Genomic DNA, 22410 nt, shown 5'->3' on the forward strand with positions numbered 1-22410 from the left:
ACAGGGATGATCGCGTACGACCCGCATGACGCGAGACATGCACCACGCAAGCAGAGAGGACGTCGGACGTCCGATCACTTCTCCATGCGCGCCGCGAGGTTGGCGAGGATGGTGTCGTAGATCCGGCCGAGGCCCTTGGGGGCGAAGGTCCGCTCGAAGAAGCCGCCGATGCCGCTCGCACCCTGCCAGGTGGTCGTGACGACGACCCTGGCACGGCCCTCGCCGGCCGGCGTGACGACCCAGGTGGTCACCATGGAGGAGTTGCGGTCCTTCTCCACGAGCTGGCCGTCGGTGGGCTCGTCGACCTCCAGCAGACAGTCGCGCACCCGCTTGCTCGTGGCCTGGAGCTTCCAGTGGACGAGGGTGCCCTTGCCGTCGCCGCCCTCGCGGACCTCGTACTCCGTGAAGTGCTCGGGCAGCAGCTGCCGGCGCGTGCCGCTGTAGTCGGCGAGCGCGTCGAACACGTCCTCCGGGTCCGCCGCGATCTCGCGCTGCGTGGTGGCCTCGACCTGACCCATGTGTGTCTTCCTCCAGTAGTCGGCTGCCGGTCCTGCGATGCGCCGCCAAGCCAACCACCACAGGGGGGCGCGCCCAAAATCCGCGCGAGCCCGTCGCGACGGAACGAGAAGGGAACACGTGTTCTATTATGGCGTCCGGGGGCTCGACGGCATGCAGCATGCAGAAGGAGGCCCGATGCGCTGGGACAACCTGGGCGACGGCCCGGCCGCACTCTTCGGTGCGGACGTGGTCAGCCGGACGTTCGACACCCCCGAATTCCGCGGGATCACGTTCCACGAGGTGCGCGCCCGTTCCCTCGTCAACCGCGTCCCGGGCGCCTCCCGGATGCCGTTCGAATGGACGGTCAACCCCTACCGCGGATGCAGCCACGCCTGCGTCTACTGCTTCGCCCGCAAGACCCACAGCTATCTGGACCTGGACACCGGCCTCGGCTTCGACACCCAGATCGTGGTGAAGATCAACGCCCCGGAACTACTGCGCCGCGAACTCGCCGGGCGCCGCTGGCGCGGGGACCACATCGCGATGGGCACCAACGTCGACTGCTACCAGCGCGCGGAGGGCCGCTACCGCCTCATGCCCGGCATCCTCGCGGCGCTGCGCGATCACGCCAACCCGTTCTCGATCCTCACCAAGGGCACGCTCATCCTGCGGGACCTGGAACTGCTGCGGCAGGCCGCCCAGATCACCGACGTCGGCATCTCGGTCTCCGTCGGTTTCCTGGACCACGAGCTGTGGCGCACCGTCGAGCCCGGTACGCCCGCCCCCGAACGCCGGCTGGACGTGGTGCGCACCCTCACCGCGCACGGCATTCCGTGCGGTGTGCTCATGGCACCCGTCATCCCGTTCCTCGGCGACGCGCCGGAGCAGCTGCGCGCCACGGTCCGCGCCATCGCGGAGGCCGGCGCGGGATCGGTCACGCCGCTGGTGCTGCACCTGCGCCCCGGCGCCCGCGAGTGGTTCCTGTCCTGGCTGGACCGCCACCATCCGCATCTCGTACGGCGCTACGCGACGATGTACGCGGACGGCGCCTACGCCCCCACGTGGTACCAGCGCCGGATCACCCGCCAGGTCCACGAGCTCGCCGCCGAATACGGCATCGGCCCGGCCCGCTCGGGCGAGGCCCGCCGCATCCGGCCGCCGTCCGGCGACACCACCGGAAACTCCGCACCCGCGCCCGCTCCCCCGCCCACGCGCGCTCCCACGCCTGTGCCTGTGCCTGTGCCTATGCATGCGCCTACGCATACGTCTACGCACACGCCTACGCCGGAGACTGCGGCTCTGCCCCCGGGCCCGACCCAACTGACCCTCATCTGACCCGGCCGGTCCGCCGCCTCCGTTGGTCGAACGAGCGGGTCCGCCGCCTGCCGGGCGCGAGCCGGGCCGACCGCTCAGGTCGGGGCGGCCGGGACCGCCGGGATGGCCGGGACGGTCGGGACGGCCTCCAGGGCCCGCGCGAGGCGGTTCCGGGCCTCGGTCTGGGCGGCGATCCGCTCGTCGATGACGGCGAGCCGCTCACGGGCGATCCGCAGGCCCTCCGCGGACGGACGGGCGGTGGTCATGTCGCCGTCCAGGCAGGCGGTGAAGCAGCGGACGTCGGCGAGCGTGAGCCCGGCCGCCGTCCCCCTCGGCGCCCGCCGCCGTCTCCGCCAGCGGCTCGGACCGGCGGCCCACCGCCAGCACCCGCGCCCCCTCGGCCGCGAAAGCCCGGGCGGCGGCCCGCCCGATCCCCGTACCGGCGCCGGTGATGATCACCACCCTGCGGGGCGGAACGTCCGTGCGATGCCTTTCCGTTGCCGGGGCGTCCGTCCCGGGCGTGTGCGTCCCGGGCTGCTGCGGCGCGTGGGTGCCGTGCGCGGTGGACGCGGCGGACGTGCCGTGCGCGGTGTGCGTGGCAGAAGTGGTGTGCGCGGTGTGCGTGGCAGACGTGGTGTGCGCGGTGGACGTGGTGTGCGTGCTGCGTGCCATGCCGGAAGTCTTGAACCTTGTCCTCAGGGGCAAGGTCAAGCCCGCGGCGGCAAAACCCCCTTGACCGGGCCCCTACCCTCTCCGTCATGGATACGGGCAGGGGCATGGGCAGGAGGCCGGGAGAACCGCTCCGGGTACGGGAGATGGGCGAGGCCGACATCGAGGCGGTCTCGGCGGTACGGGTCCGCGGCTGGCAGACGGCGTACCGCGGGCTGATACCGCAGGCGTACCTGGACGGGATGAGCGTGGCGGCGGACGCCGAGCGGCGGCGATCGTGGTTCGGGCGGCGGTCGCCGGAGGTGGTCGACCTGGTGGCGGAGTCGGCCGGTGAGGTGGTGGGCTGGACCTCGGTCGGCCCGGCCCGGGATCCCGATGTGGCCCCGGGCGCCGAGGAGTTGCCCGCCCCACGCCCGACGGCGGGTGAGCTGTTCGCGCTGTACGTCGCGCCTGAGCGGATCGGCACCGGTGTCGGTCGGGCCCTGATGACCGCGGGCCTGGACGTGGCACGGCAGAGCGGATACCGCGCGCTGTATTTGTGGGTGGTACGCGGCAACACCCGCGCCCAGCGGTTCTACGAGCGCGCCGGTTTCGTACCGGACGGGGCGGAGGAGGCGTACGAGGTGGGCGGCAGCAGCGTCCCCGAGCTGCGCTACCGGCGCCCCCTGTCTCCGTACTGCCCGGACCCGACGTTGGACGTCCCATGCACTCGGGACGTCCGGTGACCGCCGCTGAGCGCCGCTGACCGCCGCTGAGCGCCGACCAGCCGCCGACCAAGCGCCGCGACCGCCGACCGCCGCCCGACCGCCTCAGATCCCCGACCCCTCCTCCGCAGCGCCCGTCCCGCCCTTCGCGGCACCCGGGTCCCCCTTCACCCCGCCCCCACCCGCCGCTCCGTCCTCCCCCGGCAGCTCGTGCACCCCCAGCCGGGCCAGTGAGGCCGCCGCGGCGGCGGCCAGGCGGGGGTGGGTGGTGGCGGCGGTGAGGGCGGGGACGGCGCGGCGATCGCCCAGGGCGCCCAGGCCCTCGACGCAGGCGAGTGCCACCCGCCAGTAGGGGTTGTGCGGGGTCAGCAGCCGCTCCAGGGTGGCGATCAGCGCCGGCACGGACTGCGGTGCGCGCAGCTCGGCGAGGAGCCGGACCGGGTGCAGGGCGTACGCGGTGCGCAGCGGGTTGGTGGCGAGGGCGGCGGCGGCGCGGGCGGTGCGCGGGTCGCCGAGCCGGCTCAGGGCGTGTGCCGCGGTGGCGCAGCGCACCGGATCGCGGTAGTTCAGCAGCAGGACGAGCGTCTCGAAGGCGCGTTTGTCACCGGCGCAGCCGAGGATGAAGGCGGCGATCTCGCGGGCCCACAGGGGGCGTTCGACGGCGACCAGCATCCGGGCGAGTTCTTCCCGTCCGGCGGGGGTGTTCTTGCGGGCGAGTCCCAGCAGGCGCTCGTAGGCGACCAGATCCTGTGGGGAGCGGAGTTCGGCCCGCACCCGGTCCGTCAACTCGTGGAATTCGTCTTCCATTTGCCGCTTCCCTCCCGCCGGGGCGCCCCGGTTGCCGAGACGTGGCCTGCACCACAGACTAATGACCCGCACTACCCCTGGCGCTGCGGTTACCCACCGGTTAACCTGCTGGGACGAGCAGCACCCCTGCTCGGGCGGCCTGGTGACGCAGCCGCCACAGAGTGAAGTCGGTTCGGCACTCGCAACAGCACGACATCAGTACGGAGCACGGCACGGCCCCGGGACAGGGCCCGCCGCAGCTCCCGCACCGCCGGCGCTGCCAGCAGCACTGCGGCCCTCCGCGGCCCCGCCGCGCGCCTTGGGTCGTCGCGTATCCGCTGCCCGTCGCGTCCGCGCGGCCACCCCTCAGTCGTCACTTCTCCCCTGCCCTTAGGGGAACACCCTCAGGAGTTCGCGATGGGCCCTTCGTCCACCCCTGATCTCTCTCCCGACATTTCCCCCCTGTCCCTCTCCACCGTGGCCGTCGTCGGCCTGGGCACCATGGGCACCGGCATCGCCGAGGTGCTCGCCCGGGCCGGCCGTGAGGTCATCGGCATCGACACCGACGAGGCCGCGGCCCGGCATGCCGTCGCCGCACTGGAAGCCGCCACGGCGCGTGCGGTGCGCCGTGAGCGGATCACCGAGCGCGAGCGGCAGGACGTCCTGGCCCGCTTCCGCACCTTCACCGATCTGCAGGCCGCCGCGGACGCCGATCTCGTCATCGAGGTGGTCCCCGAGGACTACGAGCTCAAGCGGCAGGTCTTCGCCGAACTCGACGCCGTGGTGCGGCCGGACACCGTCCTGGCCACCGGCACCAACGCACTGTCCGTGACCCGGCTCGCCGCCGATTCGCAGCACCCCGAGCGGGTGCTCGGGCTGCACTTCTTCAACCCCGCACCGGCCATGAAGCTGGTCGAGGTGGTCTCCTCGGTGCTCACCGCGCCGGCGGCGGTCGCCGCGGTCACCGAGCTCGCCCGCGACCTGGGCAAGGACCCGATCGCGGTGGGTGACCGGCCCGGTTTCGTCGCCGACGGCCTGCTGTTCGGCTATCTGAACCAGGCCGCCGCGATGTACGAGTCCCGGTACGCCACCCGTGAGGACATCGACGCCGCGATGCGGCTCGGCTGCGGCCTTCCCATGGGCCCGCTGGCGCTGCTGGACCTGATCGGCGTGGACACCGCCCGGACCGTCCTGGAGGCGATGTACGCCGACTCCCAGGACCGGCTGCACGCCCCGGCGCCGATCCTGGGCCAGCTGGCCGAGGCGGGGCTGACCGGCCGCAAGGCGGGCCGCGGCTTCTACACGTACGAGGCGCCGGGCTCGGCCACGGTCGTGCCGGACGCGGAGAGCCCGGCGGCCACCGCTGCGGCCACGGCCGGGCGTACCGTCACCCGGGTCGGCGTCGCCGGTTCCGGGACGATGGCCAGCGGGATCGCCGAGGTCTTCGCCAAGGCTGGGTACCAGGTCGTGCTGGCCGCCCGCAGCCCGGAGAAGGCGGAGAAGGCCAAGGCCCGGATCGCCACGTCGCTGGGCCGGTCCGTGGACAAGGGCCGGCTGACCGCCGAGGCCCGGGACGCGGCGCTGGCGGCGATCACCCCGGCCGGGACGCTGGACGCGTTCGCGGACGTGGACCTCGCGGTCGAGGCGGTGGCCGAGGACCTCGCCGTCAAGCAGGAGCTGTTCCGGACCCTGGACAAGGTCTGCAAGCCGGGCGCGGTCCTGGCCACCACGACCTCGTCGCTGCCGGTCGTGGCCTGCGCCCGGGCCACCTCGCGCCCGCAGGACGTCATCGGGATGCACTTCTTCAACCCGGCGCCGGCGATGAAGCTGGTCGAGGTGGTGCGCACGGTCCTGACGTCCGACGAGGTGCACGCGACCGTGCGGGAGGTGTGCGCCAAGGTCCGCAAGCACCCGGTGGACTGCGGCGACCGGGCCGGCTTCATCGTGAACGCGCTGCTGTTCCCGTACCTGAACAACGCGATCAAGATGGTGCAGGAGCACTACGCGTCGCTGGACGACATCGACGCGGCGATGAAGCTCGGCGGCGGCTACCCGATGGGCCCGTTCGAGCTCCTCGACGTGGTCGGCCTCGACGTCTCGCTGGCGATCGAGAAGGTGCTGCACGCCGAGTTCCGCGACCCGGGGCTGGCCCCGGCGCCGCTGCTGGAGCACCTCGTCGCGGCGGGGTGCCTCGGACGCAAGACGGGCCGCGGCTTCCGTGAGTACGCCCGGCGCTGACCCGTGGGGGCGCCCCCGCCCGGACGGGGCCGGCTGGGGTGGACTGCTGGAGCCGGACGGCGGTCCACCCCCGCTCACGAGGGCGGAGGTGGGACCTCATGCCGCAGGCCGGGTAAATATGCAGTACCGTCCCCACATGTCCCAGCCCGCTCGTACGCAGCCCTCCGACGCCCCCGACAGCAGCACTCCCGGCACCCGCCGCGCGGCCGCACAACGGCTCAAAATGCGCCGCGAATTGTCGGCGGCGGCGATGGAGCTGTTCGCGACCAAGGGCTACGAGGCGACGACGGTCGACGAGATCGCGGCCGCCGCGGGCGTCGCCCGGCGTACCTTCTTCCGCCACTTCCGCTCCAAGGAAGAGGCGATCTTCCCCGACCACGACGACACCCTGGTGCGGGCCGAGGCGGTCCTGGACGCCGCCCCGCCGCACGAGAACCCGCTCGACACGGTGTGCCGGGGCATCAAGGAGGTCATGCGGATGTACGCGGCCTCGCCGGCCGTGTCGGTGGCCCGCTACCGGCTGACCCGCGAGGTCCCCACGCTCCGCGAGGCCGAGATCGCCTCGGTGGCCCGTTACGAGCGGCTGTTCACCCGCTATCTGCTGGGCCACTTCGACGAGGGCGCGCACCGCGAGGGGGATGACGACCCGCTGCTGGCGGAGGTCGCCGCGTCCGCCGTGGTCACCGCGCACAACCACGTCCTGCGCCGCTGGCTGCGGGCCGGCGCGGAGGGCGATGTGGAGGCCCAGCTGGACCACGCCTTCGAGATCGTCCGGGAGACTTTCGGCGCCGGGATCGGTGCGGGCCGCGGCACGGCGGGCGAGCAGCCCTCGGCGTCCGTCTCCCGGGAGGGCGAGGTGCTGGTCGCGGTGGCCCGTACGGACGCCCCGCTGGAGGAGGTCATGCGCACGATCCGCAAGGCGATCAAGGACCGGAGATGATCCCGTAACGGCCTGACGGGCCCGGCCCGCTCGTGCTATCCACTACGGCGTGGCGGACGCGAGCGAGGCGGGGCCGGCTCCGGCCACCCACAACACCTTCAGTGGCGGGCAGGCCCGCGACGTCATCCAGGGTGGTGTCGTCCAGGTCTACCCGGCGCCCGCCCCGGTCCGCTCCCTGAACGCGCTGCCGCCCCGTCCGGCCGCCCTGCTCGGCCGCGCCGGCCCGCTCGCCGAACTCCTGGCCCTGCTGGCGCCCGGCGACCGCGCCGGGGCGCCCACCGCGATAGCGCTGACCGGCGAGGGCGGAGTGGGCAAGTCGGCGCTGATGGCGGCCGCCGCGCACGAGGCCCACGAGTGGTTCCCCGGCGGGGTGCTCTACGAGGACGCCCGGGCGCACGGCGGCGGGGGCCCGATGAGCATCGAGGAGCTGCTCGGCACCTGGCTGCGGGCGTTCGGCATCCCCGGCGACCAGCTCCAGCCGCACCGGGCCGGGCTGCTCGGCCAGTTCCGCAGCCGGCTGCGGGAGGCGGACGGGGCGCTGCTGATCCTGCTCGACGACGCCGCGCCGGACGAGCACCTCGTGCCGCTGATACCGCCGGACGGCCGCCACCGGCTCCTGGTCACCGTCCGGACCGTCCCGGAGCACGCGCACTTCGCCGTGCTGCGGCTGGACACGCTCAGCCCCAAGGACTCCCTGGCGCTGCTGGAGGCCGCGGCCGGCGAGCCGGTCCCGCCGTCGCAGCTGGACGAGATCGCCGCGCTCTGCGGCCATCTGCCGCTGGCGCTGGACGTGGTGGCCGGCCGGCTGCGGGACGGCGACGACAGCGCGCAGCGCGTCCTGTCCGCGTTACGCCCGCCCGGTGAGCGACTGGCCGAACTCGACCCGGTACGGCAGGCGTTCGAGGCGTCGTACCAGGCGCTCGGCGACCCGGACGCACGGATGCTGCGCCGGCTGGGGCTGCACCCTGGAGCCGAGATCGACGCCGAGTCGGCCGCCGCGCTGGCCGGGGTCTCGCCGGCGGAGGCCGACCGGGCGCTGCGCCGCCTGGTCAGGGCGCAGCTGCTGCGCCCCACCGGCCGCGAGGGCCGGGTCCGCTTCCACGATCTGCTGCGGCTGTACGTCGGTGAACTGGCCTCGCAGGAGCCGGAGTCGGCGCGTGGTGCGGCGTCGGAGCGGCTGCTGGCCCACTACGGCGAGCGGGCCGCCACCGCGGACGACGCGTGGTTCGACCGGGAGCGCGGGGCGCTGGCGGCGGCCCTGGCGGAGGCGGTGGACCAGGGCCGTTACGAGCGGGTCGCTCCGGTGGTGGACCACCTGGTGGCGTATCTGCTGCGGCGCAGCCGGACCGTGGATGCGCTGTTCGTGCTGCGGCAGGGCGTCCTCGCGGCCCGGCACCGGGCCGATCACCTCCGGGAGGCGGAGCTGCTGCGGATGATGCGGCGGCACTACCGCGCGCTGGAGCGCTGGGCTGAGGCCCGGTCCTGTGCGGAGGCGGGCCATCTGGCGCGTATCCGGGCCGGGGTGCGGTCGCCCGAGCTGGACGACGACCTCGGGGAGCAGGCGGCCGAGCGCGGGGATCACGAGGCCGCCGCGCACCACTACGGGCGGGCGGTGCGCGGCTGGGCGCTGCGCGGTGACCGGCGCCGGCTGGCGACCTCGCTGATGGAGCGGGGGGACGCGGAGGAGCGGCTGGGGCGGGCCCGGGAGGCGGCGCTGTCGTACCGCAGGGCGGTGGCGACGGCGCACGACGAGGACCTCACGGTCGTGGCGCACGCCTGGCTGAAGCTGGCGGGGTGCGCGGCACACCGTCATGACCGCCGGCAGGTCCTGGAGCTGCTGCGGCGCGGACTGGAGGTGGCGCGCAGGTCGGGGGACGTGCGGGTGACGGTCGAGGCGCTGGCGCGGCTGTCGGAGGCGGAGACCGAGGCGGGGCGGCCGGGGGCGGCCGAGCAGCTGCTGCGGGAGGCGCACAGCGAGGCCGGGGCGCACAACCTGCCGCTGCTGGGGGAGCGTCTGAGGGAGATCAAGCCGCCGTGGCTGAAGCTGCCGGCGGGACCGGAGGCCGCCGCCACGCCCCGGGCGGGGGCGGACCGCGAGCCGCAGGAGCCGCCGCCCGCGGTGCCGGACCCGCCCGTGGAGCGGTCCGCCCGCCATGTGCGGCCGGTACTGCTGCGGCTGCTGGCCCTGCCGTGCTGCGGGGTGCTCTGGGCGCTCGGCTGCCTGGTGGCGGCGCTGGTGGAGGGCGGTCCGGTGGCCCTGTGGCCGGCGCAGCTGGCGCTGGCCGGGGGCACGGCGTGGGCGGCGCGGCGGGTCTGGCAGCGCAGCCGCGGCGGCCGGTTCGGTGATCTGGCCGCGCTCGGTCTGCACCGTTTCCACGCGGTGGGTGCGGCAGGGCTGCTGGCGGCGGGATGCTGGGCCGGGGCGCCGGGCGGCAGTGCCGTCACGGCCGGTCTGCTGGTGCTGCACACCGCCGCTCAGCTGTGGCCGGCCGCGCGTGAGCGCCTGCGGTCCCGGGCGTGACCGGGGCACGGCCCACCCGAACGGCCTAACCGCCCCACCGATCACCTGCCGTAATATCGCGGATTCTTTCCGTCACCGGCAGGCCCCCTATCGGCCCATCTACCGCTCATACGTGCCGCGCAAATGACATCTGAGAGAAATTCTTGGCACTCAGTGTCTTGTCGACTGGCACGCGGTGTCATACGTTGAGGGTGTCCGGGCGACCGGCGGACGAGGCGATCCTCGTGTGCCGGCTGTCCCAGCAGCCCTCCCGGGCTGCCCGCCCGGGCGCCTGCGTCACAGGCACACACCGCCCGGCACCCGCCGGGCTCCGCGCTCACCAAGGCGCTGCCAGGCACCACGGCCGACGCCTCCGCGAAACCGGCGGGGACGGCGGCGGCGGCGCCACCCCGGCCGAACCGACGGCACCACCTCCCGCACCACCCCCGACGTTCCCTCAAGCCGTTTCCCACGCGCTTCGCCGGAGGCACACCGTGAACGAGATCCTGGACGCGATCCTTGCGCCCGACACCACCAGCGCCGACTTCGCCGCGCTGCCCATCCCCGAGTCCTACCGCGCGGTGACCGTGCACAAGGACGAGGCCGAGATGTTCGCCGGCCTGCCCACCAAGGAGAAGGACCCGCGCAAGTCGCTGCACGTCGACGACGTCCCGGTCCCCGAACTCGGCCCCGGCGAGGCGCTGGTGGCCGTGATGGCCTCCTCCGTGAACTACAACTCCGTCTGGACCTCGATCTTCGAGCCGCTGTCGACCTTCGGGTTCCTGGAGCGCTACGGCAAGCTCTCCGAGCTGACCAAGCGGCACGACCTGCCGTACCACGTCATCGGCTCCGACCTGGCCGGCGTCGTGCTGCGCACCGGCCCGGGCGTCAACGCCTGGAAGCCCGGTGACGAGGTCGTCGCGCACTGCCTGTCCGTCGAGCTGGAGTCCTCCGACGGCCACAACGACACGATGCTCGACCCCGAGCAGCGCATCTGGGGCTTCGAGACCAACTTCGGCGGCCTGGCCGAGATCGCGCTGGTCAAGTCCAACCAGCTGATGCCCAAGCCCGACCACCTGAGCTGGGAGGAGGCGGCGGCCCCGGGCCTGGTCAACTCGACCGCGTACCGCCAGCTGGTGTCCCGCAACGGCGCCGGGATGAAGCAGGGCGACAACGTCCTGATCTGGGGCGCCAGCGGCGGCCTCGGCAGTTACGCCACGCAGTTCGCGCTGGCCGGCGGCGCCAACCCGATCTGTGTCGTCTCCAGCCCCGAGAAGGCCGACATCTGCCGCGCCATGGGCGCCGAGGCGGTCATCGACCGCAACGCCGAGGGCTACAAGTTCTGGAAGGACGAGCGCACCCAGGACCCGAAGGAGTGGAAGCGCTTCGGCAAGCGCATCCGCGAGTTCACCGGCGGCGAGGACATCGACATCGTCTTCGAGCACCCCGGCCGGGAGACCTTCGGCGCCTCCGTGTACGTCACCCGCAAGGGCGGCACCATCACCACCTGCGCCTCGACCTCGGGCTACATGCACGAGTACGACAACCGCTACCTGTGGATGTCGCTGAAGCGGATCATCGGCTCGCACTTCGCCAACTACCGCGAGGCGTGGGAGGCCAACCGCCTGATCGCCAAGGGCAAGATCCACCCGACCCTGTCCAAGACCTACACCCTGGAGGAGACCGGGCAGGCGGCGTACGACGTGCACCGCAACCTGCACCAGGGCAAGGTCGGCGTGCTGGCGCTGGCGCCCGAGGAGGGCATGGGCGTGCGCGACCAGGAGATGCGCGCCAAGCACCTCGACGCCATCAACCGCTTCCGGAACGTCTGAGGCCGGGAGGCAACCCATGACAGAACGTCACCCTCAGTCCCAGGGGCGCAGGGAACGGGACCGGCCGTGGCTGATGCGCACGTACGCCGGCCACTCCACGGCGGAGGCCTCGAACGAGCTGTACCGGCGCAATCTCGCCAAGGGCCAGACCGGTCTGTCGGTGGCGTTCGACCTGCCGACGCAGACCGGCTACGACCCCGACCACATCCTCGCCCGCGGCGAGGTCGGCCGGGTCGGGGTCCCGGTGTCCCACCTCGGTGACATGCGGCGGCTGTTCCAGGACATCCCCCTGGACCAGATGAACACCTCGATGACCATCAACGCCACCGCCATGTGGCTGCTGGCGCTCTACCAGGTCGTCGCGGAGGAGCAGGGCGCGGACATCACCAAGCTCCAGGGGACGACCCAGAACGACATCGTCAAGGAGTACCTGTCGCGCGGGACGCACGTCTTCCCCCCGGGGCCGAGCCTGCGGCTCACCACGGACATGATCGCGTACACGGTCTCCCACATCCCCAAGTGGAACCCCATCAACATCTGCTCGTACCACCTCCAGGAGGCGGGGGCGACCCCGGTCCAGGAGATCGCGTACGCGATGAGCACGGCGATCGCCGTCCTCGACGCGGTGCGGGACTCCGGGCAGGTGCCGCCGGAGAAGTTCGGCGACGTGGTCGCCCGTATCTCCTTCTTCGTGAACGCCGGAGTCCGGTTCATCGAGGAGATGTGCAAGATGCGCGCCTTCGGCCGCATCTGGGACCACATCACCCGTGAGCGGTACGGCATCGAGAACGCCAAGCAGCGGCGCTTCCGCTACGGCGTCCAGGTCAACTCGCTCGGGCTGACCGAGGCCCAGCCGGAGAACAACGTCCAGCGGATCGTGCTGGAGATGCTGGCCGTGACGCTGTCGAAGGACGCCCGCGCCCGGGCCGTCCAACTCCCGGCCTGGAACGAGGCGTTGGGCCTCCCCCGGCCCTGGGACCAGCAGTGGTCGCTACGCATCCAGCAGGTCCTCGCGCACGAGAGCGACCTGCTCGAATACGAGGACATCTTCGCCGGTTCGCACGTCATCGAGGCCAAGGTGGACGCGCTGGTCACCGACTGCCTGGCCGAGATCGAGCGGATCCAGGAGATGGGCGGCGCGATGGCCGCGGTGGAGTCCGGCTACCTCAAGTCGCAGCTGGTGTCCGCGCATGCCGAGCGGCGCGGCCGGATCGAGGCCGGCGAGGAGAAGATCGTCGGTGTGAACTGCTTCGAGTCCACCGAGCCCAACCCGCTCACCGCGGACCTCGACACCGCCATCATGACCGTCGACCCGGCCAACGAGGCGCGGGTGGTGCGGGGGCTGCACGACTGGCGGGACAACCGCGAGGAGGGCCGCGCCCAGGAGGCGCTGTCGGCGCTGAAGAAGGCGGCGGCCGGCGACACCAACCTCTTCGCGGCGACCCTGGAGTGCGCCCGCGCCGGTGTGACGACCGGCGAGTGGGCCTGGGCCCTGCGGGACGTCTTCGGCGAGTTCCGGGCCCCCACGGGCGTCTCCAGCGCCCCGCTGGCGGTCCCGGCCGAGGAGGGCAGCCCGCTGGCCGCGGTCCGCGAGAAGGTCGCCAAGACGGCGGCCGAGCTCGGCAGCGGCAAGCTGCGGCTGCTGGTCGGCAAGCCCGGCCTGGACGGGCACAGCAACGGCGCCGAGCAGATCGCGGTACGTGCCCGGGACGCCGGCTTCGAGGTGATCTACCAGGGCATCCGGCTGACGCCGGAGCAGATCGTCTCGGCGGCGGTCGCCGAGGACGTGCACTGCGTGGGCCTGTCGATCCTGTCCGGCTCGCACGCGGAGCTGGTGCCGGACGTGCTGGCCCGGCTGCGGCGGGCCGGCGTCGACGACATCCCGGTCATCGTCGGCGGCATCATTCCCTCTGCGGACGCGACCGCGCTCCGGGAGGCCGGAGTGGCGGCCGTCTTCACGCCCAAGGACTTCGGTATTACGGAGATCATCGGCCGTATCGTCGACGAGATCCGGACGGCGAACCAGCTCGACCCCTTGGAGGTCCCCGCATGACGGCGGTGAACCGGCAGCGCCCGAGGCGCTCCTGCCTCGCGGTACCCGGCAGCAATCCGCGCTTCCTGGAGAAGGCCCAGGGCCTGCCGGCGGACCAGGTGTTCCTGGACCTGGAGGACGCCTGTGCGCCGCTCGCCAAGGAGGGCGCCCGGCACACGATCGTCGAGGCGCTGAACGAGGGCGACTGGACCGGCAAGACCCGGGTCGTGCGGGTCAACGACTGGACCACGCACTGGACGTACCGGGACGTCATCACGGTCGTCGAGGGCGCGGGCCCGAACCTGGACTGCATCATGCTGCCGAAGGTCCAGGACGCCCAGCAGATCGTGGCGCTGGACCTGCTGCTGACGCAGATCGAGAAGACCATGGGCTTCGAGGTCGGCCGGATCGGCATCGAGGCGCAGATCGAGAACGCCAAGGGCCTGGTGAACGTCGACGCGATCGCCGGCGCCTCACCGCGGCTGGAGACCATCATCTTCGGCCCGGCCGACTTCATGGCGTCGATCAGCATGAAGTCCCTGGTGGTCGGCGAGCAGCCGCCCGGCTATGGCGCGGACGCGTATCACTACATTCTGATGCGCATTCTGATGGCCGCACGCACCTACGATTTGCAGGCCATCGACGGCCCCTACCTTCAGATCAAGAACGTGGACGGCTACCGGGAGGTCGCCGGTCGCGCCGCCGCGCTCGGCTTCGACGGCAAGTGGGTGCTGCACCCGGGCCAGGTCGAGGCCGCCAACGAGGTGTTCTCCCCGTCCCAGGAGGACTACGACCACGCCGAGCTGATCCTGGACGCCTACGAGTGGCACACCTCGGAGGCGGGCGGCAAGAAGGGATCCGCGATGCTCGGCGACGAGATGATCGACGAGGCGAGCCGGAAGATGGCGCTGGTCATCGCCGGGAAGGGCCGGGCCGCCGGCATGATCCGTACATCCAAGTTCGAAGCCCCGGAGGCATGAGCGCGATGCAGTTCGGCCGCACCTATGAAGAGTTCACCGTCGGCGACGTGTACAAGCACTGGCCGGGGAAAACGGTCACCGAATACGACGACCACCTCTTCTGTCTGCTCACGATGAACCATCACCCGCTGCACATGGACAGCAACTACGCGGAGCAGACCACCGACTTCGGCAAGAACGTCGTGGTCGGGAATTACATCTATTCGCTGCTGCTGGGCATGTCGGTGCCGGACGTCTCCGGAAAGGCCATCGCGAATCTGGAGATCGAGTCGCTGAAGCACGTCGCGCCGACCTTCCACGGCGACACGATCTACGGCGAGACCACGGTGCTCGACAAGACGCCGTCGAAGTCGAAGTCGGACCGCGGGATCGTCTACGTGGAGACCAAGGGCTACAAGCAGGACGGCACCCTGGTCTGCGTCTTCCGCCGCAAGGTCATGGTCCCCACGGCCACCTACATCAAGGAGCGCGGCGGCGAGCAGCCCGGCCGCCCCGAGCCGGCGGCCCCCGCGGCCAAGAAGGAGAAGTGACCGCCATGACCCGTCTTGCGCAGACCGAGGGCCTGACCGACATCCAGCGGGAAATCCTCTCGACGGTCCGCGACTTCGTGGACAAGGAGATCCTGCCGGTCGCCACCGAGCTGGAACACCGCGACGAATACCCGACGCAGATCGTCGAGGGCCTGAAGGAACTCGGCGTGTTCGGCCTGATGATTCCCGAGGAGTACGGCGGGCTGGGTGAGTCCCTGCTCACCTACGCGCTGACCGTCGAGGAGATCGCCCGCGGCTGGATGAGCGTCTCGGGCATCATCAACACCCACTTCATCGTGGCGTACATGCTCAAGCAGCACGGCACGCAGGAGCAGAAGGACTATTTCCTGCCGAAGATGGCGGCCGGCGAAATCCGGGGCGCCTTCTCGATGTCGGAGCCGGCGCTCGGCTCGGACGTCTCGGCCATTTCCTCCAAGGGTGTCCGGGACGGCGACGATTACGTCCTGACCGGGCAGAAGATGTGGCTCACCAACGGTGGTTCGTCGACGCTGGTGGCGGTGCTGTGCCGGACGGACGAGGGACACCCGGAGGGGACCGCTCCGCACAAGTCGATGACGACCTTCCTCGTGGAGAAGGAGGCCGGCTTCGGTGAGGTGCGGCCCGGGCTGACCATCCCCGGCAAGATCGACAAGATGGGCTACAAGGGCGTCGACACCACCGAGCTGATCATGGACGGGCTGCGGATCCCGGCCGATCGGGTGCTCGGCGGCCAGACCGGACGTGGCTTCTATCACATGATGGACGGCGTCGAGGTCGGCCGGGTCAATGTCGCCGCGCGGGGCTGCGGCGTCGCCCAGCGCGCCTTCGAGCTGGGCGTTTCCTACGCGCAGCAGCGGCACACCTTCGGGAAGCCGATCGCCCAGCACCAGGCGATCCAGTTCAAACTGGCCGAAATGGCGACAAAGGTCGAAGCGGCCCATGCGATGATGGTTAACGCTGCTCGCAAAAAGGACTCCGGTCAGCGAAACGACCTGGAGGCGGGCATGGCGAAGTACCTCGCCTCCGAGTACTGCAAGGAGGTCGTGGAGGACGCGTTCCGCATCCATGGCGGGTACGGGTTCTCCAAGGAGTACGAGATCGAGCGCCTCTACCGGGAGGCCCCGATGCTCCTGATCGGTGAAGGTACCGCCGAGATCCAGAAAATGATCATTGGTCGCCGGCTACTGGAGGAGTACCGAATCCAGGCGTGAACGTCCAGTTTGGGCCGTTTTGGCCTAGACGAAGATCACACCCCGTCATTGTTCTTCGGCCACGGATTGGCTCTGGCTCTTGGCCAGTTGCCGCTCGCAACCGATAGCATCCGGGAAAGCCGCCGTCCCCCGTATCCCTACGCGGCATCCTCCGCTACGAAGGTCATCCATGCCCCACAGCCAATCCTCTGCACAACGCGGTCGCGTCCGCCTCGCGCGCGGAGCGTCGCCGTGGCTCCTGCCGACCGTTGCCACGGCGGCGGTCAGCCTCGCCCGGTCCCGCCGGTCGGGCCGCTGGGCCGCTGTTGCCGTGCCCGCCACCGCACTGGCGGCGGGCATGCTGTGGTTCTTCCGCGACCCGGAGCGGGAGATCGCCCAGGGTCGCGTCATCTCTCCGGCCGACGGCGTGGTGCAGAGCATCATGCCGTGGAAGGACGGGCGCACCCGCGTCGCGATCTTCATGAGCCCGCTGAACGTCCACGTCAACCGCGCGCCGCTGGCCGGCACGGTGACGTCCGTGGAGCACATCCCCGGCGGATTCGTTCCGGCGTTCAACAAGGAGAGCGAGAACAACGAGCGGGTCGTCTGGCACTTCGACACCGAGCTCGGTGACATCGAGATGGTGCAGATCGCCGGCGCGGTGGCCCGCCGCATCGTCCCCTACGTGCCCCAGGGCACCAAGGTGGAGCAGGGCGAGCGGATCGGGCTGATCCGTTTCGGCTCGCGGGTCGACGTCTACCTCCCGGCGGGCGTCGAGGTCGCGGTCGAGGTCGGCCAGGCCACCACCGCGGGGGTGACACGCCTTGACCGTGATTGATCCCGAGACACAGGCGGGCTGGGCGCCCGAGACGGACGAGGACGACGACGACATGCCGCTGTCGACGCGGCTGTCAATAGCGGACACCCTCACCCTCGGCAACGCCATCTGCGGCTTCATGGCGGTGTACTTCACCACCACCGGTGTGCTCATCCCGCACCTCACGGGGACCGAGGACGGCGGGATGGCCCGGCACAGCGCCGCCATGGCCGTGATCCTGATGCTGTTCGCGTCGGTCTTCGACCTCTTCGACGGGCTGGTGGCGCGCAAGCTGCGGGCCTCGGCGATGGGGGCCGAGCTCGACAACCTCTCCGACCTGATCAGCTTCGGGCTGGCGCCCGCGTACTTCGTCGTGACCTGGGGCATGGTCGCCCAGGACGCGCACCAGCGGGTGTCGGTGGTCGCGGCGGTGGTGGTGCTGCTGGCGGTGGTGCTGCGGCTCGCCCGGTTCTCCTGCGTCACCCTGCGTGACGGCATCTTCCAGGGCATGCCGAGCCCGTTCGGCGCGCTGACCGTCGTCGCCATCGTGCTGCTGGAGCTGCCGTTCCTGCCGACGCTGCTGGCGATCATCGGGGTGGCCTGGCTGATGGTGAGCCGGGTCGAGTACCCCAAGCCGCGGGGCCGGCTCGCGGTGGCGATGCTCAGCTGGATCGTGCTCAGCATGGGCATGCTCGCGGCCTGGGCGCTGGACGCCCCCGGCGGCCAGCTGCTGCTGCAGACCGGCTGCTCGCTGCAGATCGTCCTGGGCGCCATGATCCCGGTCTTCGCCACGGCCCGCCGGGTCAACACCTTCCGCGACAACCGCCGCGAGTCGCGCGCCGAGTCGCGGGCCGCGCAGCTCCCCTAGCGGGGGCCGCACCGCAAGCGCAGAACGCCGGGAGCCCGGGCGAACGATTCGCCCGGGCTCCCGGCGTTCTTCCGTCGGTGTCCTTCCGTGCCGCGGGTCAGAGCAGGAAGTCGCGGGCGAGGTTCTCCGCCGCCCGCTCCAGCAGCGGGCCCGCCTCGGCCATGCAGCGGGCCGGGTCGGACTCCAGGTCGGCCAGCGCGTACGCACGCCGGATGCCGGCCCGGGTGAGGGCCTCCTGCGGCAGCTGGAGCCGGCCGCAGACCGCGACCACGTCCAGACCCGCCGCCCGGGCGGCGGCGGCGACCCCGGCCGGGGCCTTGCCGTGCAGCGTCTGCTCGTCCAGCGAGCCCTCGCCGGTGATCACGAACGTGGCGCGGGCCAGCGCCGGTGCGAAGCCGAGCACCTCCAGCATCACGTCGATACCGGCCCGGAACGTGGCGTCCAGGCCGACCAGCGCGCCGTAACCGATCCCGCCGGCCGCGCCCGCACCGGGCGCGGCCGCGTACTCGGCGGCCTTGGGGCCGACCGCCCGCTCCAGCACCCGGGCGTAGTGCGCGAGCGCCGCGTCCAGGGTGGCGACGTCCCGCTCACCGGCGCCCTTCTGGGGGCCGTAGACGGCCGGGGCGCCCTTGGGGCCGGTCAGCGGATTGTCCACGTCGCTGGCGAGCACGACCTCCGTCTTGGCCAACCGGGGGTCCAGGCCCGAGAAGTCGGCCGTGGCCAGCTCGCGCAGCGGTCCGCCGCCGGGGGCCACCGGATTGCCGTCCGCGTCCAGGAACCGGGCGCCCAGCGCCGCGAGCATGCCCGCGCCGCCGTCGGTCGTGGCGCTGCCGCCGACGCCGAAGACGATCGTGGTCGCGCCCGCGTCCAGGGCGGCGAGCAGCAGCTCGCCGGTGCCGTACGTGGTCGCTGTCAGGGGCGCGAAGACGCCCTCCGGGAGGTGCTGGAGGCCGGACGCCTCCGCCATCTCCACCACCGCGGTGCCGTCCTCGTGCAGCGCGAAGGTGGCCGTCACGGGGGCGCCGGTGGGGCCGGTGACCCGCGCCTCGTGGCGGGTGAAGCCGGCCGCGAGCGCCGCGGCGACGGTCCCGTCACCGCCGTCCGCGACCGGCACGGCCGCCACGTCCAGACCGGGGACCACGCGCCGCAGACCGGCCGTGACGTGCTCGGCGACCTCGACGGCCGTGAGCGAACCCTTGAACTTGTCCGCGGCGATCAGCACATGTGCTGTGTTTGTCCTTGCAGCGTCCGCCACCGTGTTTCCCCTTGCTTTCGAACTGGCAGTCGCGCCGCTGTGACCTTATCCGGCGCGCCGCGCTGCGAACAGGGCATACCGGTACGCGGACGCTTCGAGCGCCCTGGAATGCGCCTCGAAGATCCCCCGGGCAGGCTCTAGGCTCGCGCCCGTGACGACCTCGGATTACGCCAGTTACATCGCCGGGCTGCCCCGCGTGCTCGCGGGCGCCGGCGCCCTCTTCCGTGACGCGCAGGGCCGCATCCTGCTCGTGGAGCCCAACTACCGCGACACCTGGATCCTGCCGGGCGGCACCGTCGAGTCGGACTCCGGCGAGTCGCCGCGCCAGGCCGCCCGCCGCGAGACCGCCGAGGAGATCGGCCTGGACCTGGAGCTGGGCCCGCTGCTCGCGGTCGACTGGGTCCGCGGGCACGGGCGGCCGCCGCTGGTGTCGTACCTCTTCGACGGCGGGGTGCTGGACGCGGACCGGTTCGCCGCGATCCGGCTCCAGGAGGAGGAGCTGCTGTCCTGGCGCCTGGTCGACTGGGAGGAGGCCCGGACCCTGGTCAGCCAAGGGATGGCGCTGCGCATCGGCGCCGCCCTCAAGGCCCTCGCGGACGGCTGTGGCCCGGCGGAGCTGGAGGACGGCGTCCCGCCCGTGGGAGCGGCCGGCGCCCGGAAATGACGTGATCGCCGGCCGCCCCTCTGCCTAGGGTGGCCGGCATGGAAGAGATCGCCGCGAAGATCGCGCAGGTGCCGGGAGTCGTCGGGGTGATGCTCGGGGGGAGCCGGGCCCGGGGGACGCATCGGGCGGACTCCGACTGGGACCTGGGGGTGTACTACCGCGGGGAGCCGGACCTCGCCGCGCTGGAGGCGCTGGCCGCCGAGGTGACCGGCGGGCCGGTCGAGGTGTTCGGGCCGGGCGCCTGGGGGCCGTGGGTGAACGGCGGCGCCTGGCTCGTGCTGCCCGACGGCAGCCATGTGGACTGGATCCTGCGCGACCTCGACCGGGTGCGGCGGGTCTGGGCGGACTGCCGGGCGGGCCGCTTCGAGACCGGAATGCAGGCCGGTCATCCGCTCGGCTTCTGGTCGCCCGCGTACCCGGGCGAGGTGGCCCTGGGCCGGGTGCTCGCCGACACCGACGGCGCACTGTCCTCCCTCCAGGAGGAGACCCGCACCTACCCTCCCGCGCTGCGTACGTCGCTGACCGGCGCGGCGGTCTGGGACGCCGGGTTCTCGGTGGCGATGGCGGGCAAGTCGTACCCGGCCCAGGACGTGCTGCACGCGGCACTGTGTCTGTCCCGGGCGATCGGCCAGCTCGTCCAGGCCCTGTACGCGCACCACGGCACCTGGTGCCTCAACGAGAAGGGCGCCCTCGCTGCCGTCGCGGCCCTGCCGGACACCCCACCCGACTTCGCCGCCCGCGCCACTGCCCTGCTCGCCCGGCCCGGGCGTACGGAAGCGGAGCTCCGGGGCTCGCTGGAGGAGGCGGAGCGGCTGGTGGAGGAGGTGGGCGGCGTGGTCGGGGCGGGGTCTCCGGCGGGTGACTGAGCCGATGCGTGGGCGCCGCGTTGTCTCCGGAGGGCGGGCGGCGGGTGCGCCGGGGTGCCTCCGGTGCGCGGTGCGCGGTGCGCCGTAAGCAGGTCCGCGGTCAGCGGCTGATGCCGACCGCGTGACCGTAGGTGCGGGGGTCGGTGACGAAATCGAGCATGGCCCGGGCGACGTCGGCCCGGGTGATGACGGAACCGGCTGGTCCGGCCTCGACGGCATGGCGGTAGCGGCCCTCGCCGGGGGCGTCGAGCAGCCGGGGCGGGCGGACCGCGGTCCAGTCGAGGCCGCTGTCGCGCAGCACCGTCTCCATCCGCGCCAGGTCGGTGTAGAGCTCCTTGAGGACCGCCCACAGCAGGGGCCCGAAGACCCGGTGGCTGAGGAACGGCTGGCCGGCGCCGGTGCGGTTGAGCGGGCCGGCGCTGACCACCAGGAGCCGCCGGACGCCGGTGGCGGTCATCGCCTCGACCGCGGCCCGGGCCGAGGTGGACGCCGGGCGCAGTGGATCGTGCCGGCCGGCCTGGCCGATGCCGGAGAGCACCGCGTCGGCGCCGTCGACCACGGTCTTGAGGGAGGCGGGGTCCAGCGGGTCGGCGCGGACGACCGTCAGCCGCTCGTGGCGTTCGGTCAGCTTCTCGGGGCTGCGCAGCGCGGCGGTCACCTCGTGGCCGTCGGCGAGGGCGTGGGTGACGAGCTGCCGGCCGACACCGCCGGAGGCACCGAGGACGGTGAGTTTCATGGTCCCTCCCGGGACGAGGTGGGCTGCGGACGAGCGGGATGACGCGGAATGGGCAGACCAAAAGCCCACCGTGCCCACCCCTCGCAGGTGAGTGAGCACTCACCCACCAGGGTGAGTGAGTGTTCACCCACCTGTCAAGGTAAGCTCGGTCCATGACCTCCGACGCCGCCGCCCCCCTGACCGGAGGCGCGCTGACGCGCTCCCGCATCCTCGACGCCGCCGCCGCGCTGATGACGGCCGTGGGCCTGACCCGTACGACGACGAAGCAGATCGCCCGGGAGGCCGGCTGCTCCGAGGCGGCGCTCTACAAGCACTTCCGCAACAAGGAAGAGATCTTCGTCCGGGTACTGCACGAGCGCGCACCGCGGTTCTCGGACGCGCTGCGGCGGCTGCCGGACGCGGTGGGGGACGACCGCGGCCCGGCCCGGCACCTGGAGGAGGTGGCGCTGACGGCCCTGCACTTCTACCGGCGCTCGTTCCCGATCGCGGCCTCGCTCTTCGCCAGCCCCGAGCTGCTGGCCACCCACCGGCGCAAGCTGGACGAACTGGGCACCGACGGGCCGCAGAACGCCGTCCAGCACGTGGCCGCCTATCTTGCGGCCGAGCAGAAGCTGGGCCGGATCACGGCCGGCCTCGACCCGCACGCGGCCGCCACCCTGCTCATCGGCGCCTGCTTCCACCGCGCCTTCCTCGACCTGTTCTTCGACGCCAAGGCCCCCGCCGGTGCGCTACTCCCCGAAGACGAGCGGGAGTTCGCGACCGAAACCGTCCGCGCCCTGCTCGACGGCCTCCGGCCGCCGGCGCCGGGGGCTCCGTAGGAACCGCCGGGACCGTCGCGGCTCCCCTCAACCGGCCCCTGCACCAGAGGAATTCGCCGCCCCCACCAGCGTTGTGGCCCGCAAGGGGGGCCCTGCGTCCCCTAACTAAGGGATCCGTTCGACCGCCCCTAAGGTCGCCCCCGCCGCCGAGGCCACTCAGCCCCCGAACCCCG

The 22410-nt window shown here is 72.3% G+C and carries 20 protein-coding genes and 2 pseudogenes; 16 read left to right on the forward strand and 6 right to left on the reverse strand.

The window, feature by feature from the left end; genetic code table 11:
• Positions 1-74 precede the first annotated feature (74 nt).
• Complete coding sequence (locus AB0G35_RS17485; RefSeq protein WP_360949475.1) at positions 75-518, reverse strand: SRPBCC family protein; 444 nt, start codon at positions 516-518, stop codon at positions 75-77.
• Between the two features lie 175 nt (positions 519-693).
• On the opposite strand from AB0G35_RS17485, the gene AB0G35_RS17490 reads away from it, so the two are divergent.
• Positions 694-1833 (forward strand): Rv2578c family radical SAM protein, encoded by a 1140-nt coding sequence (locus AB0G35_RS17490; protein ID WP_360949477.1) that lies wholly within the window; start codon positions 694-696, stop codon positions 1831-1833.
• A gap of 74 nt (positions 1834-1907) precedes the next feature.
• Here the strand turns inward: AB0G35_RS17490 and AB0G35_RS17495 are convergent.
• Together AB0G35_RS17495 and AB0G35_RS17500 are read right to left on the reverse strand one after the other, a co-directional pair.
• Positions 1908-2132, reverse strand: a pseudogene (locus tag AB0G35_RS17495) (MerR family DNA-binding protein); the annotation flags it as partial.
• A 16-nt stretch (positions 2133-2148) separates the two neighbouring features.
• Positions 2149-2271: pseudogene (locus tag AB0G35_RS17500) on the reverse strand (SDR family NAD(P)-dependent oxidoreductase); the annotation flags it as partial.
• Here AB0G35_RS17500 and AB0G35_RS17505 point away from each other — a divergent pair.
• Positions 2264-2548: a hypothetical protein gene (locus AB0G35_RS17505; protein WP_360949596.1), complete on the forward strand. Its 285-nt coding sequence runs from the start codon at positions 2264-2266 to the stop codon at positions 2546-2548. The pseudogene AB0G35_RS17500 and the gene AB0G35_RS17505 sit on opposite strands and share 8 nt — an antisense overlap.
• A 79-nt stretch (positions 2549-2627) precedes the next feature.
• Entirely contained in the window at positions 2628-3206 is a 579-nt protein-coding gene (locus AB0G35_RS17510) for a GNAT family N-acetyltransferase (protein ID WP_360949584.1), read from the forward strand.
• 84 nt (positions 3207-3290) lie between these two features.
• Here AB0G35_RS17510 and AB0G35_RS17515 read toward each other — a convergent pair whose 3' ends face one another.
• A complete protein-coding gene (locus tag AB0G35_RS17515) occupies positions 3291-3992 on the reverse strand; it encodes a HEAT repeat domain-containing protein (protein ID WP_360949479.1) in 702 nt (233 codons plus the stop codon).
• Positions 3993-4388: 396 nt separating this feature from the next.
• Here AB0G35_RS17515 and AB0G35_RS17520 point away from each other — a divergent pair, with 396 nt between their 5' ends.
• From AB0G35_RS17520 to pssA, 10 genes are all read left to right on the forward strand, one after another.
• The gene (locus tag AB0G35_RS17520; protein ID WP_360949481.1) at positions 4389-6209 is read left to right on the forward strand and encodes a 3-hydroxyacyl-CoA dehydrogenase family protein; all 1821 of its coding nucleotides are present in this window, start codon (positions 4389-4391) and stop codon (positions 6207-6209) included.
• 136 nt (positions 6210-6345) lie between these two features.
• Complete coding sequence (locus AB0G35_RS17525) at positions 6346-7149, forward strand: TetR family transcriptional regulator (RefSeq protein WP_360949483.1); 804 nt, start codon at positions 6346-6348, stop codon at positions 7147-7149.
• Positions 7150-7198: 49 nt separating this feature from the next.
• Positions 7199-9670, forward strand: coding sequence for an NB-ARC domain-containing protein (locus AB0G35_RS17530; RefSeq protein ID WP_360949485.1), 2472 nt, complete (start codon positions 7199-7201; stop codon positions 9668-9670).
• Between the two features lie 473 nt (positions 9671-10143).
• The gene (ccrA, locus tag AB0G35_RS17535) at positions 10144-11481 is read left to right on the forward strand and encodes a crotonyl-CoA carboxylase/reductase (protein ID WP_360949487.1); all 1338 of its coding nucleotides are present in this window, start codon (positions 10144-10146) and stop codon (positions 11479-11481) included.
• Positions 11482-11497: 16 nt separating this feature from the next.
• Positions 11498-13534, forward strand: coding sequence for a protein meaA (locus AB0G35_RS17540; protein WP_360949489.1), 2037 nt, complete (start codon positions 11498-11500; stop codon positions 13532-13534).
• Positions 13531-14493: a CoA ester lyase gene (locus tag AB0G35_RS17545; RefSeq protein ID WP_360949491.1), complete on the forward strand. Its 963-nt coding sequence runs from the start codon at positions 13531-13533 to the stop codon at positions 14491-14493. The genes AB0G35_RS17540 and AB0G35_RS17545 overlap by 4 nt, the downstream gene beginning before the upstream one ends.
• 5 nt (positions 14494-14498) lie before the next feature.
• Complete coding sequence (locus AB0G35_RS17550; protein ID WP_360949587.1) at positions 14499-15023, forward strand: MaoC family dehydratase; 525 nt, start codon at positions 14499-14501, stop codon at positions 15021-15023.
• A 5-nt stretch (positions 15024-15028) separates the two neighbouring features.
• Positions 15029-16234 carry an acyl-CoA dehydrogenase family protein gene (locus AB0G35_RS17555; protein WP_360949493.1) on the forward strand — a complete coding sequence of 402 codons (1206 nt, stop codon included), beginning with the start codon at positions 15029-15031 and terminating at the stop codon, positions 16232-16234.
• A gap of 169 nt (positions 16235-16403) precedes the next feature.
• Entirely contained in the window at positions 16404-17051 is a 648-nt protein-coding gene (locus AB0G35_RS17560) for a phosphatidylserine decarboxylase (protein ID WP_360949495.1), read from the forward strand.
• Positions 17038-17898 carry a CDP-diacylglycerol--serine O-phosphatidyltransferase gene (pssA, locus tag AB0G35_RS17565; RefSeq protein WP_360949497.1) on the forward strand — a complete coding sequence of 287 codons (861 nt, stop codon included), beginning with the start codon at positions 17038-17040 and terminating at the stop codon, positions 17896-17898. The genes AB0G35_RS17560 and pssA overlap by 14 nt, the downstream gene beginning before the upstream one ends.
• A gap of 97 nt (positions 17899-17995) precedes the next feature.
• Here the strand turns inward: pssA and AB0G35_RS17570 are convergent, their stop codons facing one another.
• Positions 17996-19120: a glycerate kinase gene (locus AB0G35_RS17570; RefSeq protein ID WP_360949499.1), complete on the reverse strand. Its 1125-nt coding sequence runs from the start codon at positions 19118-19120 to the stop codon at positions 17996-17998.
• Positions 19121-19304: 184 nt separating this feature from the next.
• On the opposite strand from AB0G35_RS17570, the gene AB0G35_RS17575 reads away from it, so the two are divergent.
• Positions 19305-19817 carry an NUDIX hydrolase gene (locus AB0G35_RS17575; protein ID WP_360949501.1) on the forward strand — a complete coding sequence of 171 codons (513 nt, stop codon included), beginning with the start codon at positions 19305-19307 and terminating at the stop codon, positions 19815-19817.
• A 38-nt stretch (positions 19818-19855) separates the two neighbouring features.
• The gene (locus AB0G35_RS17580; protein WP_360949503.1) at positions 19856-20683 is read left to right on the forward strand and encodes a nucleotidyltransferase domain-containing protein; all 828 of its coding nucleotides are present in this window, start codon (positions 19856-19858) and stop codon (positions 20681-20683) included.
• A gap of 100 nt (positions 20684-20783) precedes the next feature.
• Here the strand turns inward: AB0G35_RS17580 and AB0G35_RS17585 are convergent, their stop codons facing one another.
• A complete protein-coding gene (locus AB0G35_RS17585) occupies positions 20784-21419 on the reverse strand; it encodes an SDR family oxidoreductase (RefSeq protein WP_360949505.1) in 636 nt (211 codons plus the stop codon).
• 152 nt (positions 21420-21571) lie between these two features.
• Here AB0G35_RS17585 and AB0G35_RS17590 point away from each other — a divergent pair, with 152 nt between their 5' ends.
• A complete protein-coding gene (locus AB0G35_RS17590) occupies positions 21572-22237 on the forward strand; it encodes a helix-turn-helix domain-containing protein (protein WP_360949507.1) in 666 nt (221 codons plus the stop codon).
• Positions 22238-22410: the final 173 nt, after the last annotated feature.

Origin of the sequence: Streptomyces sp. NPDC021749, assembly GCF_040640655.1 — a bacterium.
GTDB lineage: Bacteria > Actinomycetota > Actinomycetes > Streptomycetales > Streptomycetaceae > Streptomyces.

What these genes read in the sequence shown, in the direction of transcription:
- AB0G35_RS17485 (WP_360949475.1), bottom strand. Translation starts at nt 518, where the DNA reads ATGGGTCAGGTCGAGGCCACCACGCAGCGCGAGATCGCGGCGGACCCG.
- AB0G35_RS17490 (WP_360949477.1), top strand. Translation starts at nt 694, where the DNA reads ATGCGCTGGGACAACCTGGGCGACGGCCCGGCCGCACTCTTCGGTGCG.
- AB0G35_RS17505 (WP_360949596.1), top strand. Translation starts at nt 2,264, where the DNA reads ATGATCACCACCCTGCGGGGCGGAACGTCCGTGCGATGCCTTTCCGTT.
- AB0G35_RS17510 (WP_360949584.1), top strand. Translation starts at nt 2,628, where the DNA reads ATGGGCGAGGCCGACATCGAGGCGGTCTCGGCGGTACGGGTCCGCGGC.
- AB0G35_RS17515 (WP_360949479.1), bottom strand. Translation starts at nt 3,992, where the DNA reads ATGGAAGACGAATTCCACGAGTTGACGGACCGGGTGCGGGCCGAACTC.
- AB0G35_RS17520 (WP_360949481.1), top strand. Translation starts at nt 4,389, where the DNA reads ATGGGCCCTTCGTCCACCCCTGATCTCTCTCCCGACATTTCCCCCCTG.
- AB0G35_RS17525 (WP_360949483.1), top strand. Translation starts at nt 6,346, where the DNA reads ATGTCCCAGCCCGCTCGTACGCAGCCCTCCGACGCCCCCGACAGCAGC.
- AB0G35_RS17540 (WP_360949489.1), top strand. Translation starts at nt 11,498, where the DNA reads ATGACAGAACGTCACCCTCAGTCCCAGGGGCGCAGGGAACGGGACCGG.
- AB0G35_RS17545 (WP_360949491.1), top strand. Translation starts at nt 13,531, where the DNA reads ATGACGGCGGTGAACCGGCAGCGCCCGAGGCGCTCCTGCCTCGCGGTA.
- AB0G35_RS17550 (WP_360949587.1), top strand. Translation starts at nt 14,499, where the DNA reads ATGCAGTTCGGCCGCACCTATGAAGAGTTCACCGTCGGCGACGTGTAC.
- AB0G35_RS17555 (WP_360949493.1), top strand. Translation starts at nt 15,029, where the DNA reads ATGACCCGTCTTGCGCAGACCGAGGGCCTGACCGACATCCAGCGGGAA.
- AB0G35_RS17560 (WP_360949495.1), top strand. Translation starts at nt 16,404, where the DNA reads ATGCCCCACAGCCAATCCTCTGCACAACGCGGTCGCGTCCGCCTCGCG.
- AB0G35_RS17580 (WP_360949503.1), top strand. Translation starts at nt 19,856, where the DNA reads ATGGAAGAGATCGCCGCGAAGATCGCGCAGGTGCCGGGAGTCGTCGGG.
- AB0G35_RS17585 (WP_360949505.1), bottom strand. Translation starts at nt 21,419, where the DNA reads ATGAAACTCACCGTCCTCGGTGCCTCCGGCGGTGTCGGCCGGCAGCTC.
- AB0G35_RS17590 (WP_360949507.1), top strand. Translation starts at nt 21,572, where the DNA reads ATGACCTCCGACGCCGCCGCCCCCCTGACCGGAGGCGCGCTGACGCGC.